Here is a 20226-nt window from a genome sequence, read left to right as displayed (position 1 = left end):
GGTGTGCTCAGCGATGCTGTCAGTTCGCGGTGACCGGAGGCTTGGCGCTCCAGGGGAAGACGATCCAGCTGTCGACCGTCTTCCACTGGTAGTCGGGCTTCACGACGGTTCGCGGCTTGGTGTAGAGCACCGCCGAGCGCACCTCGGCGCCGAATCCGCGCAGCAGCTTGAGCACGAGGGCCAGGGTGCGGCCGGAGTCCGCCACGTCGTCGACCACCAGGATCCTGCGGCCCTTGATGTACTCGGTGTCGAGCATCGGGGCCAGCAGTACCGGATCGGCCAGGGTCTCGTTGACGTCGGTGTAGAACTCGACGTTGATGGCGTCGGTCAGCTTGACTCCCAGGGAGTAGGTGAGCGCGCCACCGGGGATCATTCCTCCCCGGGCGATCGCGATGAGGACCTCCGGATGGAATCCGGAGTCCGCGATCTGCTGGGCGAGCTCCTCCTGAGCTGTTCCGAACTGCTCCCAGGTGAGGACCTCTTTTTCTGCGAGGTCCGAGGAATCGGCGTGATAAGCGGTCATGGGCACACCTTACCGAGCCTCGTCGGGCGGTCGTCCCGCCGGAGGAGGCGGGTCGACCGGTCCGGTCCCGATGGGGTAGTCCGGGAGTGTCGCAGTGTCAGATTCAGGAGGCAGACTCATGGTTACGAGTAGCGCCGATTCCGCGTCGTCGCGCCACGGCCAGGACGGCCCGAGGAGCCGGCAACTCACCATCGCCGAGTCGGTGATCCGCAACGGCTCGGCCAGCGTCGAGGATCTGGTCGCGCTGACCGGGGTCTCGGCGATGACCGTCTACCGGGACCTGGCGGCCCTGGAGGACAGTGGCGTGCTCACCCGGCATCGCGGCCAGGTGGTCGCGGTGGCCAGCGGACTGCACGAGGCCGACGCCGAGTTCCGTCTGGAGCAGAGCTCGGCGGAGAAGCAGCTGGTCGCCGCCGAGGCGGGCAAGCTCATCAGCCCCGGATCCTCGATCATGCTGGACGACTCCACATCGGGGGTGTGGCTGCTGCGATCGCTGCCCGACCTGTCCTCGGTGACGGTGGTCACCAACTCGCTGCTGGTGGCCGACGAGGTGGCCCCCTGCCGTGGAGCCAAGCTGCTGGTGAGCGGGGGCGAGTACCAGGCCTGGGCGCACTCCCTGATGGGTGCCGCCGCGGTGCGCACCATCCGTTCGATGCACGCTGACTTCTGCTTCGTGTCAGCTTCCGGCATCTTCGAACTCGGGTGCTACCACCCCTATCAGGAGGTGGTCGAGGTCAAACGCGCGATGATCGAGTCCGCCGAGGTGAGGGTGCTGCTGCTGGATCACACCAAGTTCAACCGGCGTGCGCTGTTCAAATTCGCCGAACTGCAGGAGTTCGACCATGTGGTGGTCGACGATCAGTCCTCCCCGGCGATGCTGGATCACCTTCGCGACACCGGGGTTCAGGTCACGGTGGCGGGGACGCGGGGATGATCGGGGCGGACGTCACACACGACCGAGCAAATCATCACACTGATGATGGTGATTCTGTCATCAACTGTGTTAGTTTTAGACACGGCAAGAGGGCGAGTGTCCCTGACGGGCACATCTCCCATCCCGATCGCAAGGAAGCTCGGAGGAGACATGGGATTCAGAATCGTGGTTGCCGGCGATCCGGCCGGAGTGGGCTACAAGGAGGCCATCAAGGCTGATCTGGAGGCCGATCCGAGGGTGGACGAGGTGATCGACGTCGGCATCACGCCCGGCGAGGACACCGCCTACCCGCATGTCGGTTTCGCAGGGGCCAAGACCATCGCCGAGGGCAGGGCCGATCGCGGCATCTTCATCTGCGGCACGGGAATGGGAATGGCCATCTCGGCCAACAAAGTGCCGGGTATCCGGGCCTGCACCGCCCATGACAGCTTCTCGGTGGAGCGCCTCGTCATGTCGAACGACGCGCACGTGCTGTGCCTGGGCGAGCGCGTCATCGGACGTGAGCTGGCCAGGCGCCTCGCCAAGGAGTTCCTCAACTACACCTTCGACCCGTCCTCTCACTCGAAGGGCAACGTCGACCTCATCGAGAAGCTCGAGGCCGAGTCGGCGGGTACCGGAGAGGAAGCGGCCACGGGCTGCTGACCCCTCACGGGGGGAGACGGCGCCGCTCACCGCGCCGTTCTCGCACCCGATTCCAGGACCGGGACCCGGCTCAGGCCGGGACCTGGCCTCGCGACCTCCCGAACCGGGTGCGACGCGAGGCAATCCCGAGCCCGTCCCCATTCCAGGGTCGGGCCCGGGAGCACCCCGCCTCGGCGCAGCGCCGATGGCATCACATACGCAAGCGGGCACCAGCCCGCCCGACCACAAGGAACACTGATGTTCACAGCTTCGCTGGGAGTCTTCCTGTTCGGACTCCTCGCCGCGATCGCCGGAGGCGCCGTCGGCGCCGCTATCGGCGGTAACTATGCATTCGTCATGACCGGTTTCATGGTTCTGGCCTCCTGGGGCATGTTCGCCGCCACCGGGAACTCCTTCGGACTCGACTACCTGGCCTTCGGACCCTTCTTCGGGCCTCATGTGGCCTTCGCCGGTGGTGTGGCCGGCTCGATCTACGCCACCTACAAGAGCTACATGACCGACGGCAAGGACGTGAACACGCCGCTGGCCGGCCTGGGCAAGCCCGACGTTCTGCTGATCGGCTCCCTGTTCGGCGTGTTCGGCTATGTCGTCCAGATCGGCATCTCGAACATCCCCTGGTTCGGCGCACACACCGACTCGGTGGCCCTGACCGTCCTCATCTCCGGTCTGACCGCCCGCTGGGTCTTCGGCGGGCTGAAGAAGCAGCTGTTCACCGGATCGCTGCACAACCCGGAACTCTTCCATGAGGACGCCACCTCCTTCCCCGCCAAGATCAAGCCCGGCCCCAACGGTCGCTGGCTCGAGTGGCAGGAGAAGCCTGGCCAGCTGCTGGCGATCGGTTCGCTCTTCGGCATCTTCGCCGGCTTCGTGTCACTCATGCTGGCCTCCGAGGTCGGTGCCCACTTCACCAAGATGGGCCTCGCGAACGACCTGGCCGCGAGCAAGGGGAACAGCTTCGCCTTCGGCATCTCGGCCGTCATCATCCTGTTCCTCATCACGAACCGGAATATGCCGGTGCAGCACCATGTGACGATCACCGCTGGGCTGGGAGCCATCCAGTTCTACCCGATCGTGATGGGCGCCTCCTTCGCATGGACATCGGTCGCCACCTGGAACTCGCACGCCTGGCTGATGGCTTTCGTGGCCCTGCTGATCGCGGGTGTCTTCGGCATCATGGCCGCCGCCTTCGCCGAGTTGGCCGCCCGCCTCTGGTACAACCGCGGCACCAGCCACATCGACCCGCCGGCCGCCGCCATCTGGATCTCGAACACCATCGTGGTCTCCCTGGCCGCGCTGCTGTCCTGACCCGAATCCGTGATTCCCCCGCTGACCTGGAGAACTCAATGAATGACATCGTGAAGGCGCCCACCGATTTCCAGCAGGCCTATGTCTTCGACATGGACGGCACCATCTACCTCGGTGACCACCTGCTGCCGGGGGCCAAGCGACTGATTGAGGAACTGCGTCGGCGGGGGATCCCGGTGCGCTTCCTGTCGAACAACCCGACCAAGGATCCGCAGCAGTACGTCGAGAAGCTGGAGAAACTGGGCCTGCCCACCGATATCTCCGACATCTCGAACACCGTGGTGACGACGACCAACTGGATCAAGGAGAATCATCCCGACGCCAAGGTCTTCGCCATCGCGGAGGAGCCCCTCAAGAACAGCCTCCGTCAGGCCGGTATCGCCCTGTCGGAGGACCCCGAGGAGATCGACATCGTCGTCTCCTCCTATGACCGCGGTTTCGACTACCGCAAACTTCAGATCGCCTTCGACGCGATCTGGTTCCACAAGCGGGCCTTCCTGGTCCAGACCAATCCGGATCGTTTCTGCCCCTTCCCCGGCGGCCGTGGCGAGCCCGACTGCGCGGCGATGACCGCCGCCATCGAGGCCTGCACCGGCACCACCTGCCAGGTGAACTTCGGCAAGCCCTCACCGGTCATGCTGACGGCGGCGCTCGCCGGGCTGGACGTCGACGTCGCACACTGCGTGATGGTCGGCGACCGGCTGGCGACCGATATCCAGATGGCTCTGGACACCGGCATGGGGTCGGCCTGCGTGCTCACGGGCGAGGCCACCGCCGACGACATCAGCTCCCTGGATGACGCCCACCGGCCCACCTGGGTGCTCGACCGCATCGACAGGCTCATCCCCGCATCGGCGTGGGCCGAGCTCGGATGGACCGAGAACGACGACTGACCCCTGCTCTTCGGCCCCGATCCTCAGAACCCCTCAAAGGAGAGACACCAACAATGATTGACAACGGACCCTACGTCCTCGGAATCGACTACGGCACGGAGTCGTGCCGCGTGGCCATCTTCGACCTCCAGGGCCGGCCGCTGACCTTCGCAGCGACCCCCTACAAGACGGCCTTCCCGCACCCGGGCTGGGCCGAGCAGGATCCCGACGAGTGGTGGAAGGCCCTCCAGGCCTCCTCGCACCGGGCCATCGCCAACGCCGGGATCTCGCCGGCCGCCATCGCCGGCATCTCCTACGACGCCACCACCTTCACGATGGTGACCCTGGACGCCAAGGGCGAGTCGATCCGCCCGGCCATCATGTGGATGGACAACCGTGCGACCAAGCAGGCCGCCCGCGCCGAGCAGTCCGACTCGGTCGCCCGCCTCATGAACAACGGCGGCAAGGGCGCGGCCCCCGCGGAGAACTTCCCCTTCAAGGCCGCCTGGCTGCGTGAGAACGAGCCGGAGAACTACGCCCGCGCCGCCCACATCGTCGACGCCGCCGACTGGCTGACCTACAAACTCACCGGCGAGTGGACCGCCAACATCAACACCCACTCGATCCGCTCCTACTACAACCGCGCCCAGGGCGGCTGGCCCGCCGACTTCTACGAGACCGTGGGGGCCGGCGACCTGTTCGAGAAGGTTCCCGACCGTGTCGTCAACCTCGGCGAGCAGGTCGGGACCCTCGGCTCCATCCCGGCCCAGCTGCTCGGGCTGCGGCCCGGCATCCCCGTCGCGCAGGGACCGGGCGACGCATGGGCCGGCCAGATCGGCCTCGGCGTGCTGAGCCCCGGCAAGTTCGCCCTCATCACCGGCTCCTCCCATGTGCTCTCGGGCCAGAGCGACACCGAGATCCACGGAGAGGGCTTCTGGGGCTCCTACACCGACGCGGTGGTCCCCGGGCAGTTCACCGTCGAGGGATCGGGTGTCTCCACCGGCTCGGTGCTCAAGTGGTTCAAGGACAACTTCGCCTCCGACGTCGTCGCGGCTGCCGAGAAGGTCGGGCTCAACCCCTACGACGTGCTCAACGAGCAGTCCCGCAACATCCCGATCGGATCCGACGGGCTGATCGTCAACGAGTACTTCCAGGGCAACCGCACCCCCTACACCGACTCCAAGGCGCGCGGCATCATGTGGGGACTGTCGTTGGCCCACACGCCGGCGCACGTCTACCACGCCATCCAGGAGGCCGTCTGCTTCGGCATCGGGCACTCGGTCAAGGCCTTCGAGACGGCCGGCGTCAACGTGGAGAAGATGGTCGCCTGCGGCGGATCCACCAAGAGCCGCGACTGGATGCAGATGCACTCCGACGTCACCGGTGTGCCGATCGCGCTCACCGAGGTGGGCGACGCGGTCGTCCTGGGCACCTGCATGATCGCCGCCGTCGGCGCGGGTCTGTACAAGGATCTCCCGGAGGCCGGTGCGAATATGGTGCATGAGATCGATCTGATCGAGCCCGACCAGGAGGCTCACGAGCAGTACCAGTTCTACCTCGACAAGTACATGCGGTCGTTCCCGCTGATGCAGGAGCTGATCCACGAGGTCGTCGACCACGAGGCCGCCAAGCACTGACCCCGTCACGATTCCCGGGGCCCGTCCCAGGACGGGCCCCGGGAACCCACGTACATTCTTCGCTTCAACGAGAGGAAAGAAATGTCCGAACTCATCGAGAAGGCCCTGGCCGACTCCGACGACACCGACGTCGTGGTCATGGGACACGGCGTCCTGGATCAGACCGGGGAGGTGTTCAAGAAACTGTTCGGCGATGCCAAGGGCATCGTGATCGCCGACGGCAACACCTGGGAGGTGGCCGGCGATGCTGTGGTCGCATCCCTCGAGGCGGCCGGCGTCGAGCTCGTCGATCCGATGCTGTTTCCCGCGCACCCGACCGTGTACGCCGACTACGACAACGTCGAGAAGATCCGCGACCATCTGGCTCCGCTCGACGGCGTGATCGCCTGCTCGATCGGCTCGGGCACCCTCAACGACCTCACCAAGCGCGCCTCCGACGAGCTGGGCCGTCGCTACATGAACGTCTGCACCGCCGCCTCGATGGACGGCTACGCCGCCTTCGGCTCCTCCATCACCGAGAACGGCTTCAAGCACACCATGAGCTGCCGGGCCCCGCAGGCCCTGATCGCCGACCTGCCGACGATGGCCGCAGCGCCCCAGCGCTGCACCGCCACCGGCTTGGGCGACCTCATCGAGAAGGTGCCGGCCGGTGCGGACTGGATCATCGCCGACGAGCTGGGCATCGAGGCCATCGACCAGGAGGTCTGGGACCTGGTCCAGGGCCCGCTGCCCAAGGCCATCTCCGATCCCGAGGGGCTGGCCACCGGCAAGCCCGAGGCCCTGGAAGGCCTGGTCGAGGGCCTGGTGATGTCCGGTCTGTCGATGCAGAAGTACCGCATCAGCTCGCGTCCGGCCTCCGGTGCCGGCCACCAGTTCTCCCACACCTGGGAGATGGAGAAGCTGGGCATGGACCGCGAGCCGCCGCTGACCCACGGCATGAAGGTCGGCATGGGCACCATCGCGGTGCTGGCCCTGTGGGAGAAGATCCTCGAGATCGACTTCAGCCGGCTCGACATCGACGCGGCGGTGGCCAAGTGGCCGTCGGCCGAGGAGATGGAGGCGAAGGTCCGACGCAACTTCACCGGTGACATGCTGGAGCCCGCCGTCAAGCAGACGATGGACAAGTACATCACCGCCGAGCAGTTGCGCGAGCGCCTCGAGCTGGTGCGCCAGAAGTGGCCCTCGATCCAGAAGCGGTGCGCCGAGCAGGTGATGCCCGCCGCGCAGGTCGAGGAGATCCTCAAGCAGGTCGGCGGCGTCTACCACCCGAGCCAGATCGGGGTCACCGAGCAGCGCTTCCACGAGACCTACATCCGCTGCCAGATGATCCGCTCCCGTTACACCCTGCTGGACTTCCTGCTGGAGACAGGTGTTCTCCAGGATGAGGTCGACAAGCTGTTCGTCGGCGACGGGTTCTGGGCCAAGCGTCCCTGGACCGACTGATCCCGAGATGAACGGGATGCCGTGGGGAAGGGGCGCGGCCCCTTCCCCACGGCGTCCGGTTCAGATCAGTGGGAGAATCAACCCGCATCCCCTTACGACGAAGTAGGTAGAACCAGATGTCAGACAAGTATGTGATCGGCCTCGACTACGGCACTCTTTCCGGACGCGCCCTGGTGGTGCGCGTCAGCGACGGCGCTGAGATGGGGACCGACGTCTACGAGTATCCGCATGCGGTGATGGATCGCACACTCACCGCGGCGGACAATCAGAAGCTTCCACCCGACTTCGCGCTCCAGTCCCCGGCCGACTACATCGAGACCCTGGAGCACATCATCCCCGGCGCCCTCAAGGACGCCGCGATCGACCCCTCGGACGTCATCGGCATCGGCCTGGACGTCACCTCGGCGACGGTCATCGCCTGCAGGTCCGACGGCACGCCGCTGTGCCTCCTGGAGGACTACGCCGATGAGCCGCACGCCTGGGTGAAGCTGTGGAAGCACCACGGCGCCCAGGACCAGGCCGACCGGATCGTCAAGCTGGCCCAGGCCCGACGCGAGCCCTGGCTGGCCCGCTACGGCGGCATCCTCTCCTCGGAGATGCTGATGCCGAAGGTGCTGGAGACCCTGGAATGGGCGCCGCGCGTCTACGAGGCCACCGACGTCTTCTGCGACGCCCTGGACTGGCTCACCTGGCAGCTCACCGGCGAGCTGACCTTCGCCGCCGGCGACTCCGGCTACAAGCGGATGTACCAGGACGGCCAGTACCCGTCACGTGAGTTCCTGCGCAACCTCAACCCCGAGTTCGAGGACGTCTTCGAGACGAAGATGGACGCCCCGGTGCTGCCCCTGGGTGGACGGGTGGGTGGCCTCACCGCCGACTTCGCTGCCCGTCTCGGGCTGCCCGAGGGCATCGCCGTGGCGTCGGGCAATATCGACGCGCACGTCACCGCGGCCGCCATCCAGGCCGTCGAGAACGGTCAGATGACCGCGATCCTGGGCACCTCCGCCTGCTACATCGTGCCGGGCCCGGAGCTCAAGGAGGTCCCCGGCATGTTCGGGGTGGTCGACGGCGGCATCGTCGACGGCTCCTGGGGGTTCGAGGCGGGGCAGACCGCCGTCGGCGACATCTTCGCCTGGTTCATCGACAACTGCGTGCCGAAGTCGTACGCCGACGAGGCCGAGCGCCGCGCCATCAGCCTGCACGAGCTGCTGACCGAGAAGTGCCAGGACCAGGAGGTCGGGGCGCACGGTCTGATCGGGCTGGACTGGCACAACGGCAACCGTTCGGTGCTGGCCGACGCCAACCTGTCGGGCCTGCTCATCGGGCAGGCGCTCACCACCACCCCGGAGGACCAGTACCGGGCGCTGCTGGAATCCACCGCCTTCGGCGCGCGCACCATCATCGAGTCCTTCCGCAATGCGGGCGTGGCGATCAACGAGCTCATCGTGGCCGGTGGCCTGACGAAGAACACCTTCCTCATGCAGCTGCTCTGCGATATCTGCCGGGTGCCGCTGTCCGTGGGCCTCACCCAGCAGCCCGGAGCCCGTGGGTCCGCGGTCTTCGGCGCCGTGGCAGCCGGCGTCTACCCCGACGTCAAGGCGGCCTCGGCGGCGATGGGAGCCAAGGAGGAGGGCGTCTACCAGGTCGACGAGGAGCGTGCCAGGCTCTACGACCCACTGTTCGCCGAGTACACGACCCTGCACGACTACTTCGGCCGCGGCGCCAACCCGGTGATGCACCGACTCAAGGAGCTGCGTCGCGAGGCCCACATCCGGGCCGAGAGGAAGGCCGGCCCGCTGTTGCGTCGCCAGGGCGACCATTCGGAGGACGCCTGGATCCCCGAGACGTGAGAACCCGCCCCTGGGCCCGCCTGTCGGTAGGGACCGGCGGGCCCCGGGGAACCCGACCACGACTGTATTTGTAGGCTCATCCTTGAGCATCGCGCCCTCGATGGGCTCGAGAGACGGCCCGTATCTGCCCCCGACCGGGGTATCAATGAGAGGACACACAGTGGCTGAACTGGAATGGAACGAGACCGACGTCAGGGCCGTTGACACGGCACGGGTGCTGGCCGCGGACGCCGTGGAGAAGGTGGGCAACGGCCACCCCGGGACTGCGATCTCGCTGGCTCCTCTGGCCTACCTGCTGTACCAGAAGGAGATGAAGATCGACCCGGCCGACGAGCACTGGCTGGGCCGCGACCGCTTCGTGATGTCGGCGGGACACTCCTCGCTGACCCAGTACACCGAGCTCTTCCTGGCCGGGCTGGGGCTTGAGATCGAGGATCTCGAGTCCCTGCGCACCTGGGGCTCGCTGACCCCCGGACACCCCGAGTACGGCCACACGCGGTTCGTCGAGACCACCACCGGCCCGCTGGGCGCCGGCATCTCGAATGCCGTCGGCATGGCCATGGCCGCCCGCAAGGAGCGCGGTCTGCTGGATCCCGATGCTCCCGCCGGCACCAGCCCCTTCGATCACTACGTCTACTCGATCGCCGGCGACGGCTGCCTGCAGGAGGGGATCTCCTCGGAGGCCTCCTCGCTGGCTGGCACCCAGGAGCTGGGCAACCTCATCCTGTTCTACGACGACAACCGCATCACCATCGAGGGCGACACCAACATCGCCTTCACCGAGGATGTCTGCGCCCGCTACGAGGCCTACGGCTGGCACGTCCAGACGGTCGACTTCACCCAGGGCGGCACCGAGTACAAGGAGGACGTCCAGGCCCTGGCCGACGCCGTCGAGGCGGCCAAGGCCGTCACCGACAAGCCCTCCTTCATCAAGGTCACCACCGTCATCGGCTGGCCGCTGCCCAACAAGCAGGGTTCTGAGTCGGTGCACGGCTCCAAGCTGGGTGGCGAGGAGATCTCGGCGCTGAAGAAGGTCCTCGGCTTCGAGGACACCCCCTTCGCCATCGATGACGCCGTGGTCAAGGCCACCCGCGCCGCGGCCGCCGAGCGCGGCAAGGCGAATCGTGCCGCCTGGGACAAGTCCTTCGCGGCCTGGCAGGAGGCCAACCCGGAGGGCGCCGCGCTGCTCGACCGGATTCGCGCCCGCAAGCTGCCCGAGAGCCTGGAGCTGCCGACCTTCGAGCCTGGCAAGATGAGCACCCGCAAGGCCTCGGGTGCGGTGCTGAGCGCGCTGGGCCCGCAGCTGCCGGAGCTGTGGGGCGGTTCGGCCGACCTGGCAGGGTCCAACAACACCACCATGAAGGGGGCCGATTCCTTCCTGCCGGCCGATCGCGTCGTCGAGGAGTACCCGGGAGGCCCCTACGGCCGCACGATGCACTTCGGCATCCGCGAGCACGCGATGGGCGGCATCGTCAACGGCATCACCCTGTCGGGGCTGACCCGTCCCTACGGAGGCACTTTCTTCGTGTTCTCCGACTACATGCGCCCGTCGGTGCGTCTGGCCGCCCTCATGAAGATTCCCAGCATCTTCGTGTGGACCCACGACTCCGTGGGCGTCGGCGAGGACGGCCCCACCCACCAGCCGATCGAGCATCTGGCGGCCTGCCGGGCCATCCCGGGGCTGGACGTCGTGCGTCCCGCCGACGCCAACGAGACCGCGGTCGCATGGCGCACCGTTCTGGAGCACACCGACCGTCCGGCCGGCCTCGTGCTGTCGCGCCAGGATCTGCCGACCGTCGACCGCAGCGTCCACGCCTCGGCCGAGGGAGTCGCCAAGGGCGCCTACGTGCTGGCGGAGGCCAGTGCCGATCCGAAGCTGATCCTCATCGCCACCGGCTCCGAGGTGGGGGTCGCCCTGGAGGCGCAGAAGCAGCTGGAGAAGGCCGGAACCCCGACCCGCGTGGTCTCGATGCCGTGCCAGGAGTGGTTCGACGCCCAGGACGATGAGTACAGGGAGTCGGTGCTGCCCTCGGCCGTCACCGCCCGCGTCTCCGTCGAGGCCGGCATCTCCATGGGCTGGTCGAAGTACGTCGGTTTCGCCGGCGACTCGGTCTCCATCGAGCACTTCGGCGCCTCGGCCGCCGGGGCCAGGTGCTTCGAGGAGTTCGGCATCACCCCCGAGCACGTCGTCGAGGTGGCGGGCAGGGTCCTCGCCAGGTGACTCCGACCGGCCGATGAGGCCGGCCTGATCGAGCCGTCAGGGGCCCGGCCGGAGCGATCCGGCCGGGCCCGACGCCGTCGGTTGTCGGGCGCACCTTTTCGCTCCGGTCGTCTGACGGCAACCTCGTCCGGGTCTCTCCGGTGGATTGAGCTGTCCTGATCCCCGTAGCCAGGACTCCTCAGTAAAACAATGTCCACATGCTGAGATCCAGCGCGGCCTGTCACCAGGAACTGTCAGACCTGCCTGGTTGGCTTGGATCATGGAGGCGGTGACGCGGTTCAGGGCGGCGAGTGACCGGCTGGTCGAGGCCGATACCGCGGTGCGTCGTGCCGAGGCGGATCGCCTGGTGGCGGTGGCGGAGATGATCGACACCTACCCCGCACCCACACCGATCGTAAGTTCTCTGGCTGCCGAGCGGGTGGTCTCGGCGGGGGCCGCCGGTGCAGGGGTGGTGGGGGAGTTCGTGGCCCTGGAGGTCGGCGCGCTGCTGGGTCTGGGTGAGCCGGCTGCCTGGAGCCTGGTCCATGACGTCGCGAACCTGCGTTCCCGCCACCCCCGCCTGTGGGCGGCGGTCGACGGGTTGCGGGTGGAGGCGTGGCAGGCCCGCAAAGTCGCCCTTGCAGCCGAGGAGCTGTCCGCCGAGGCGGCCCGGTGGGTCGACGCCAGGCTCGCCGACCTGTGGGGTAGCGTCCCGTGGCCGAGGATCCGACGGCGCCTGGCCGGACTGATCGTCCGCGCGGACGCCGACCTGGCGCGACGGCGGGCCGAGATCGTCCGGCGTGACCGGTTCCTGTCGATCCGGCATCTGGGGGATGGCACCTCGGCCATCGGGGGACTCATCGACACCGGTGCTGCGCTGCAGCTGGAGGCCGTCATCGCCCGGGCCACGAGTCGGATGAGGAAGGCCGGGGCCACCGAGCCGCTGCCGGTCCTGGCGGCCCGGGCTCTGGAAGAGCTCGCCACGCCAACAACCACTGACGACAACGCCACCGGTTCCCCGCAACTGCCCTTGGCCGATGTGGTGGTCCACATCGCCGCCGAAGCCCTCGACACAACGGGTGGCGACGGTGCGCATGTGGCCCGGGTGGCCGCCCGGGGCGGGGACGTCGGCCCGGTGCTGGTCGACCAGTTGGCCCATCTGTTGGGCCACCATCGCATCCGGGTACTGCCCGTGGTGGACCTGGCCGGTGATCCTTCGGTGGACGCTTACGAGATCCCCGACCGGCTCCGCCGCCAGGTGCTGATCCGGGAGGACTGCTCGGTCTTCCCGTACTCCACGGCCAGGTCGCGGTCGGCGGATCTGGATCACACCGTGGCCTACCGGCGATCCACGCCGGGTTCCCCGGCCCCGCCCGGCCAGACCCGGATCTCCAACCTGGGTCCGCTGGCCCGGCGGGAGCACCGGGCCAAGACCGCGGGCATCTGGAAAGTCGGACAGCCCGAACCGGGTGTCTACGAGTGGACCAACCGCACCGGACGACGCTGGCGCGTGGCCCGGGGACACACCACCAGGCTGCCCGACAAGCCCGGGAACGCTGCTCCGGAGCGCTGCGCGGAGCGGATCGACCTCATCTACACCTCCTCAGTCACCTTCTGAACCGGGATCCGGCCGATGAAGGTCGAGACGCGGTTCAGGAGAGGACCGTCGAGCCCGCCGGGTCCTAGAGTGGCGATACTGACCATTTCGTTTCTCGGAGGAATTCCTCATGTCCCAGCAGCCACCCCCCTGGGGGCCGCAGCAGTACCCCCAGCAAGGACCGGCGGGCGAGACCCCCGCGGGAGTGCCCGCCCCGCCTCCCCAGAGTCAGGCTCCCCAGAATCAGGGATGGCAGCAGTACCCCGGTCAGCAGCCCTATGGCCAGTCCCCGGCGCCGCAACTGCCTCCGCAGGCCCCGGCGGTCCAGCCCCCCGTGCCCCAGGTCGGTGTCCCGGGATCCGCCCCGGCCGCGCCCGTCGGAAGTCCGGCCTCCTGGCTCAGGCGCTACCCCCGCCTGCTCATGCTGTGCGGAACCGTCCTGAGCCTGTTCATGATGGTCGCCCCCTGGGGCCGTTCCACCTACAGCCTCAGCTCCTCCCAAGTCACCACGAGTGCCCACGGACTGGCGTGGATCGCCTCGACGACGGGCGCCCAGTCGGCAGTCAGCGCCGGGGCCTGGAATTCCCGGGTCGTCCTCACTCTCATCGTCCTCGTCGCCCTGGTCGCCGTGGGATCGATCGGCCTGGCGCTGGACCGGCTGCTGCCCTCCTGGTGGGATCTCAGCTGTCTGGTCGCCTCGGGGCTTCTGGGCGTCCTCATGCTCTGGGGAGTCATCCAGACTGTTCGATTCACCAGCAGGCAGAACGACTACGACAGCATCGAGGCCAGCACCGCCGCCGGCGTCTGGTTGTTCCTGGTGACGGTGCTCGTGACAGTCGGAGGGGCCGTGTGGCAGTTCATCCTGGACCGCAGGGCGGCCGCACCCACCGGCCCCGCGCAGCTGTGGGCCGGGGCTCCCGGCTATCAGCAGGGCCCGGTTCCCCAGCAGCCCGGCTACCAGCAGGGCCCTGCCCCTCAGCAGTGGAACCAGCCGGGGGCGCCGCAGCAGGGTTGGAACGGCAATCAGTGGGGACAGTGATCCGCTGAGCGAAATCCTGGAGATCGCCAAGATGCTGAACTAAGGTAATTGCCGTAGGTAATTACTGGAGGTTCGTGTGTCGATCGGTGAGGACGGGTCCGCGTCGGAGCCCGGAACGAAGCAGGGGAGAAGCGGCCCTGATCGGACCGAACTGGCCAATGATCTGCGTCTGGCCTGTCAGATCATCGCCCGTCGGGTGCGCTTCGAGTCTCCCTCGAAGGTGCCTCCCCACCAGATCAGCGTGCTGTTCAAGATCCGCCGCGAGCCCAGAACACCCGGCGCGCTGGCCGATGAGGAGCGGATCTCCGCCCCGGCGATGACCCGCACCGTCAACGCGATGGCCGAGGCAGGGCTCGTCCGCCGGATCAAACACCCCGACGACTCCCGTTCGGTCCTGGTGGTCCTCACCGACGAAGGCAGGCGGGCCATTGACGAGGTCCTCGACAGCCGCGACACCTGGATGGCCCGCCACCTCGACGGTCTGGGCGAGGAGGAGTTGGATCTGCTCGAGCGCGCCACCGCGGTGCTGACCAGGATCGGTCAGCAGTGAGCACCGGCGTCAGGGGCCAGCTCGGGCGCACCTTCGCGTCCTTCACGGTGCGCAACTACAGTTATTTCTTCGTCGGCGCGCTGGTCTCCAATATCGGACTGTGGATGGGTCGCACCGCCCAGGACTGGATGGTTCTCACCCAGCTCACCGACCATTCGTCCAGTGCGCTCGGCTACGTCACCGCACTGCAGTTCCTGCCCATCGTGCTCTTCGGGCCGACGATGGGGGCCGTGGCGGACCGGTGGTCGAAGCGGACGCTGCTCTACTGGACGCAGACCCTGCTGGCCCTCAACGCGCTGGCCCTGTTCATCCTCGACGCCACCGGCGTCATCACCTTGTGGCAGGTGATGGTGATCGCCTTCATCCAGGGCGCCATCAGCGCCCTGGACAACCCGGTACGCCAGTCCTTCGTGCCCGAGATGGTGCCGATGAGGCTCGTTCCCAATGCGATCGGGCTCAATTCCGCACAGTTCAACAGTGCCCGGCTGCTGGGTCCCGGAGTCGGGGGCCTGCTCATCGCCGCGGTCGGGGTGCCCGCCTGTCTGCTCATCAATGCCCTGAGCTTCGCCGCGGTGGTGATCTCCCTGGCCCTGATGGACCGCAGGCTCCTGACGCCGGCACCGACTCGTCGCGGCAAAGGGGCGGTCCGAGAGGGTGTGCGATATGTCAGCCACCGCCCGGACATTCTGGTGCCGATGGTGATCGTCTTCATGCTGGGCACGTTCGGGATGAATTTCCAGATCACCAACGCCCTGATGGCCACCAAGGTCTTCAACAAGGGGCCGGGCGAGTACGGCCTGCTCGGATCCGTCATGGCGGTCGGGACACTGGTCGCCGCCCTGCTGGCGGCCCGTCGGGCCCACCCCAGGCTGCGCACCCTGCTCATCCCGCTGGCCGGTTTCGCGGTCTTCACGACGCTGCTGGGGCTGGCCCCCGGTTACGGCCTGTACGCGGTGACCCTGGTGCCGGTCGGGCTGTGCGCACTGACCGTCATGACGGCCGCGAACGCCACCGTGCAACTGGCCTCGGATCCCGATGTGAGGGGCCGGGTGATGGCCCTGTACATGGCGATCTTCCAGGGCGGCACTCCCATCGGGGCGCCCATCATCGGCTGGATCGGCGACACCTGGGGGCCGCGATGGACTCTGCTCATCGGAGCCATCGCCACCGGGGCGACGGTGATCGGGGTGCTCCTGTTCATCCGCTTCCACGACCGGATGAGAATGACGATCGAGTCCGGCTGGCCACCCCGGATGGGGCTCCTTCCGATGAATCCGCAGAACCGCTGACCCTTCCCACGGTCAGGTGGACGTCGCAGGGACCCCCGGTGAAACCTCTCGACGTCGAACTATTAGGATCTTGAGCCATGATGATAGGAATCCCGCGGGAGTCAGCGGCGGGCGAGAATCGGGTCGCGGCGACGCCATCGACCGTTCCGCGCCTCCTCAAGCTCGGGTACGAGGTCGTTGTCGAACAGGGGGCGGGTGCCGGGGCGTCGTTCCCCGATCAGGCATACCAGGACGCCGGTGCGCAGCTGGGTGACGCCGCCCGGGCATGGGGCGCCGATCTGGTGCTGGCGGTGAATCCTCCCAGCGACGGTGAGATCGCCGCGATGCGTCCCGGGGCGGCGCTGGTGACCTTCCTGGCCCCCCGGCAGGACGAGAACCTCACCCGCAAGCTCGCCTCGGCCGGAGTGACCGGAATGTCTATGGACATGGTGCCGCGGATCTCGCGCGCCCAGTCGATGGACGCGCTCTCCTCGATGGCCAACATCTCGGGATATCGGGCCGTCGTCGAGGCCGCCTTCGCCTACGGGCGCACATTCGGCGGTCAGGTGACCGCGGCCGGCAAGGTGCCCCCGGCGAAGGTCTTCGTGATCGGCACCGGCGTGGCCGGACTGGCCGCGCTGGGTGCGGCCAACTCGATGGGCGCGGAGGTCTTCGCCACCGACGTCCGCCCCGAGACCGCCGAGCAGGTCGAGTCCATGGGCGCCCGGTTCCTCCACGTGCGCACCAGTGACGCCGACCAGGGCGTCTCCTCCGACGGCTACGCCAAGGAGACCAGCGACGACTACAACACCCGGGCCGCCGAGCTGTACATGGAGCAGGCGAGGACCTGCGATGTCGTCATCACCACCGCGGCGATTCCCGGCCGCCCCTCCCCGAAGCTCATCACCGCTGAGATGGTGGCCGCGATGCGCCCGGGCAGCGTCATCGTGGACCTGGCCGCCCTGGGCGGGGGCAACTGCGTGCTGACCCACCCCGGCGAGAAGTACGTGACCGATGGCGGTGTGACGATCATCGGCTACACAGACCTGCCCTCCAGGCTGCCCGGCCAGTCCTCCCAGCTCTACGGCACGAACCTGGTGAACCTGGTCACCCTGGCCACCCCCGCCAAGGACGGGCAGCTCGTCATCGACTTCGAGGACGAGGTGATCCGCCAGGCGACCGTCTCCCGCGACGGGGAGGTCACCTTCCCGCCGCCGCCCGTCCAGGTGGCCGCAGCGCCCGCTCCGGTGAAGAAGGCCGCGGCCGAACCGGTCCTCGCGGCCAAGAAGGAGCCGCGCCCGTGGCCCCAGACCTTCGCGATGATCGGCGTGCTGGCCGTCGCCCTCATCGCCCTGCTGACCTTCGCCCCCTCCTCGTTCCTGGGGCTCTTCGGCACCTTCGCCGTGGCCGTCGTGGTCGGCTACTACGTCGTCTGGAACGTGTCCCACGCGCTGCACACCCCGCTCATGAGCGTCACCAACGCCGTGTCGGGCATCATCATGGTCGGCGCCATCACCCAGCTGGGAAGCGGCTCGCTGGTGATACAGATCATTGCGGCGATCACGGTGCTGATCGCCTCCATCAACGTGTTCGGCGGGTTCACCGTGACCCAGCGGATGCTCAAGATGTTCAGGAAGGCCTGAGACATGTTTGCTGTGATGCTGGTGTCAGGGAGGCTCACGAACTTCGTCGACGCCTCCTACATCGTCGCCGGACTGCTCTTCATCTTCGCGCTGGCCGGTCTGGCCAAGTTCGAGACCTCCAAGCGCGGCAACGCGTTCGGGATCCTCGGCATGGTCATCGCCGTGATCGCCTCGATCGTGTGGCTGGTGAAGCTTCCCGACTACCGCCCGATCTCGCTGGTGCTGCTCTTCGTCCCGATGCTCATCGGCGCCGGGATCGGGGTGTGGAAGGCCCTCAAGGTCGAGATGACCGGGATGCCCGAGCTCATCGCCCAGCTGCACTCCTTCGTCGGCCTGGCAGCGGTGCTGATCGGCTTCAACGCCTTCATGGAGGACGGTTCCGGCGCATCGACCTTCCAGCTCTCCGAGATCTGGATCGGCGTGTTCATCGGTGCGCTCACCTTCACCGGATCGATCGTCGCCTGGGCGAAGCTGTCGGGCAAGATGGCCTCGGCTCCGCTGGCGATCCCCGGCCGGAACTGGATCAACCTGGGCCTGGTCGTCGCGATCATCGCCTGCGGCATCTGGTTCTCCGCCGCATCGGGCCCGATCGCCTGGCTGCCCCTAGCGATCCTCACCGGGCTGTCCCTGTTCCTCGGCTTCCATCTGGTGGCCGCGATCGGCGGGGCGGACATGCCGGTGGTCATCTCGATGCTGAACTCCTACTCCGGATGGGCGGCCGCCTTCTCCGGATTCAGCCTGCACATCAGCGTGCTCACCATTACCGGTGCCCTGGTCGGGTTCTCGGGCGCGATCCTGTCCTTCATCATGTGCAGGGCCATGAACCGCTCCTTCGTCTCGGTGATCCTCGGCGGATTCGGCGACGCCCCGATGATCCAGGGCGAGGGGCCCCAGGGGGAGATTCACGAGATCAAGGCCGAGGAGCTGGCCGGCAAGCTGGCCGACGCATCCTCGGTGATCATCGCCCCCGGCTACGGAATGGCGGTGGCTCAGGCGCAGTACCCGGTGGCCGAACTGGCCAAGCGGCTCACGGCCGCCGGGGTCACCGTGCGGTTCGCGATCCACCCGGTGGCGGGACGGCTGCCCGGGCACATGAATGTGCTCCTGGCCGAGGCCCATGTGCCCTATGACATCGTCATGGAGATGGACGAGATCAATGACGACTTCTCCGAGACCGACGTCGTGCTGGTGATCGGCGCCAATGACACCGTCAACCCCTCGGCGATGGATCCTGGCACCCCGATCTCGGGGATGCCGGTGCTCCACGTATGGGAGGGCCGTGAGGTGGTCGTGTTCAAGCGCTCCCTCAAGCCCGGTTACGCCGGTGTGGAGAACCCGCTGTTCTTCAACGACAACACCGAGATGCTCTTCGGCGACGCCAAGGCCTCCGTCGACGCCATCAATGCCGCCCTACCGGTGCCCGTCGAGGCCGCATAGGCGCCATGAGCGACTGGTCGGCCCTCGACCGGTACCTCGACGACCAGGCCGCCGAACGCACCTCGGCGAGCTTGGTCGTGGTGCGTTCGACCGGTACCGTCCACCGTCACGTGTGCGGAGACTCGCTGCGCTACACCACCGTGCCGGGGCGGCCGCACGCCGTCGAGCTGCCCGTGGAGCGACGTGTGCCAGCGACCGCGGCGACTCTCTACGACCTGGCCTCCAACACGAAGATGTGGGCCACGAATCTGGCACTGATGATTCTGGTGGACGCCGGCCGTCTAGACCTTGAACGGCCCGTCCACACAGTCGAAGGCTGGTCCGGATTCACAGCCGGCGGCCTGGAGAAGGTGCGGATCGTCGATCTGCTGAGGCATGACGCCGGACTGACGGCCGATCCGCGATACTTCGACCCCCGGGCCCACGACCCTGGCGCAGGACTGTACTGCTCCGGCACTCCGCAGCATCCGGTGCCCCGTTCCAGGATCATCGATGTCATCTGCCGCACGCCGCCGCAGCGGCCCCCCGGCACCGGCTACCTCTACTCCGATCTGGACTACATGATCCTGGGCCTGGTGGTCGAGCAGTTGACCGGCCGCCGTCTGGACGACTTCCTGGAGAGCGGCCCCTACCACCGCCTGGGGCTGCGTCGCACCGTCTTCAACCCGCTGGACAAGGGACTGGACGTGGAGGAGATGGCCGCCACCGAGCCCGAGGGCAACTCCCGGGGAGGCTCGGTCGACTACGGCCGGGCCCCCGACGGATCGCCGGCGCCCATCCGGCGGTACACCCTGCGAGGCCAGGTCCACGACGAGAAGGCCTGGTACTGCATGGGCGGGGTCTCGGGACATGCCGGCCTGTTCACAGACGCCGATGAGCTCGCCGTGCTGCTGCGACTCGGGCTGGGCGAGGGGGTGCTGGACGGGGAGCAGATCATCCGCCCGGCGACCTGGCGCCGGTTCGCGGCCCCGCAGGGATCCGACCCGGCCGCCCGGCGGGCCTCCAGCCACGGGCTGGGATGGCGGGTGGCGCCTGCGGAGGGGCCGCCCTATCCGCCATTCGGCCCCTCCCCGACCCCCGGCAGCATCGGACACACCGGATGGACCGGCACCCTCACGCTGGTCGACCGGGACAAGGACCTGGCGATCGGGCTGATGACCGGGGCCAGGCATCGGCTCGGCACCGAGGTGGGTGCGGACCGCCCGGTCGGCTACCGGGATGTCGTGGACCTGGTGTACCGGGCGCTGGGGGAGCGAGGGTCCGTGATGTGAACGGCGGGCCCGGTG

General features: G+C 67.7%; 16 protein-coding genes. 15 read left to right on the top strand and 1 reads right to left on the bottom strand.

Annotated elements, in window-relative coordinates; translation table 11 throughout:
• Positions 1–19: 19 nt before the first annotated feature.
• Positions 20–523: a phosphoribosyltransferase gene (locus JS278_RS10960; RefSeq protein WP_114045225.1), complete on the bottom strand. Its 504-nt coding sequence runs from the start codon at positions 521–523 to the stop codon at positions 20–22.
• 118 nt (positions 524–641) lie between these two features.
• Here JS278_RS10960 and JS278_RS10955 point away from each other — a divergent pair, with 118 nt between their 5' ends.
• From JS278_RS10955 to JS278_RS10885, 15 genes are all read left to right on the top strand, one after another.
• A complete protein-coding gene (locus JS278_RS10955) occupies positions 642–1457 on the top strand; it encodes a DeoR/GlpR family DNA-binding transcription regulator (RefSeq protein WP_114045224.1) in 816 nt (271 codons plus the stop codon).
• Positions 1458–1607: 150 nt separating this feature from the next.
• Positions 1608–2099 carry an RpiB/LacA/LacB family sugar-phosphate isomerase gene (locus JS278_RS10950; RefSeq protein WP_114045223.1) on the top strand — a complete coding sequence of 164 codons (492 nt, stop codon included), beginning with the start codon at positions 1608–1610 and terminating at the stop codon, positions 2097–2099.
• A gap of 237 nt (positions 2100–2336) precedes the next feature.
• Complete coding sequence (locus tag JS278_RS10945; RefSeq protein WP_114045222.1) at positions 2337–3404, top strand: DUF7973 family transport facilitator; 1068 nt, start codon at positions 2337–2339, stop codon at positions 3402–3404.
• 38 nt (positions 3405–3442) lie between these two features.
• The gene (locus JS278_RS10940) at positions 3443–4297 is read left to right on the top strand and encodes an HAD-IIA family hydrolase (protein WP_114045221.1); all 855 of its coding nucleotides are present in this window, start codon (positions 3443–3445) and stop codon (positions 4295–4297) included.
• A 53-nt stretch (positions 4298–4350) separates the two neighbouring features.
• Positions 4351–5913 (top strand): FGGY-family carbohydrate kinase, encoded by a 1563-nt coding sequence (locus JS278_RS10935; RefSeq protein ID WP_114045220.1) that lies wholly within the window; start codon positions 4351–4353, stop codon positions 5911–5913.
• 81 nt (positions 5914–5994) lie between these two features.
• A complete protein-coding gene (locus tag JS278_RS10930) occupies positions 5995–7356 on the top strand; it encodes a sn-glycerol-1-phosphate dehydrogenase (RefSeq protein ID WP_114045219.1) in 1362 nt (453 codons plus the stop codon).
• 116 nt (positions 7357–7472) lie between these two features.
• Positions 7473–9206, top strand: a complete 1734-nt coding sequence (locus JS278_RS10925; protein WP_114045218.1) for a ribulokinase — start codon at positions 7473–7475, stop codon at positions 9204–9206.
• Positions 9207–9351: 145 nt separating this feature from the next.
• Positions 9352–11427, top strand: a complete 2076-nt coding sequence (gene tkt / locus JS278_RS10920; protein WP_114045217.1) for a transketolase — start codon at positions 9352–9354, stop codon at positions 11425–11427.
• A 259-nt stretch (positions 11428–11686) separates the two neighbouring features.
• A complete protein-coding gene (locus JS278_RS10915; protein ID WP_114045216.1) occupies positions 11687–13024 on the top strand; it encodes a DUF222 domain-containing protein in 1338 nt (445 codons plus the stop codon).
• A gap of 109 nt (positions 13025–13133) precedes the next feature.
• Positions 13134–14042, top strand: coding sequence for a hypothetical protein (locus JS278_RS10910; RefSeq protein ID WP_147243193.1), 909 nt, complete (start codon positions 13134–13136; stop codon positions 14040–14042).
• Between the two features lie 76 nt (positions 14043–14118).
• The gene (locus JS278_RS10905; protein ID WP_220149960.1) at positions 14119–14592 is read left to right on the top strand and encodes a MarR family winged helix-turn-helix transcriptional regulator; all 474 of its coding nucleotides are present in this window, start codon (positions 14119–14121) and stop codon (positions 14590–14592) included.
• Positions 14589–15881 carry an MFS transporter gene (locus tag JS278_RS10900; protein WP_114045214.1) on the top strand — a complete coding sequence of 431 codons (1293 nt, stop codon included), beginning with the start codon at positions 14589–14591 and terminating at the stop codon, positions 15879–15881. The genes JS278_RS10905 and JS278_RS10900 overlap by 4 nt, the downstream gene beginning before the upstream one ends.
• 77 nt (positions 15882–15958) lie before the next feature.
• Positions 15959–17503, top strand: coding sequence for a Re/Si-specific NAD(P)(+) transhydrogenase subunit alpha (locus JS278_RS10895; protein ID WP_114045213.1), 1545 nt, complete (start codon positions 15959–15961; stop codon positions 17501–17503).
• Between the two features lie 3 nt (positions 17504–17506).
• Positions 17507–18940 carry an NAD(P)(+) transhydrogenase (Re/Si-specific) subunit beta gene (locus tag JS278_RS10890; protein WP_114045212.1) on the top strand — a complete coding sequence of 478 codons (1434 nt, stop codon included), beginning with the start codon at positions 17507–17509 and terminating at the stop codon, positions 18938–18940.
• Positions 18941–18945: 5 nt separating this feature from the next.
• Entirely contained in the window at positions 18946–20211 is a 1266-nt protein-coding gene (locus tag JS278_RS10885) for a serine hydrolase (RefSeq protein ID WP_114045211.1), read from the top strand.
• The last annotated feature ends 15 nt before the right edge of the window (positions 20212–20226 follow it).

The sequence above is a fragment of the Acidipropionibacterium virtanenii genome (assembly GCF_003325455.1).
Lineage (GTDB): Bacteria > Actinomycetota > Actinomycetes > Propionibacteriales > Propionibacteriaceae > Acidipropionibacterium > Acidipropionibacterium virtanenii.
Note: the sequence above shows the minus strand (reverse complement) of the source record. Positions and strands in the feature narration are given on the sequence as shown.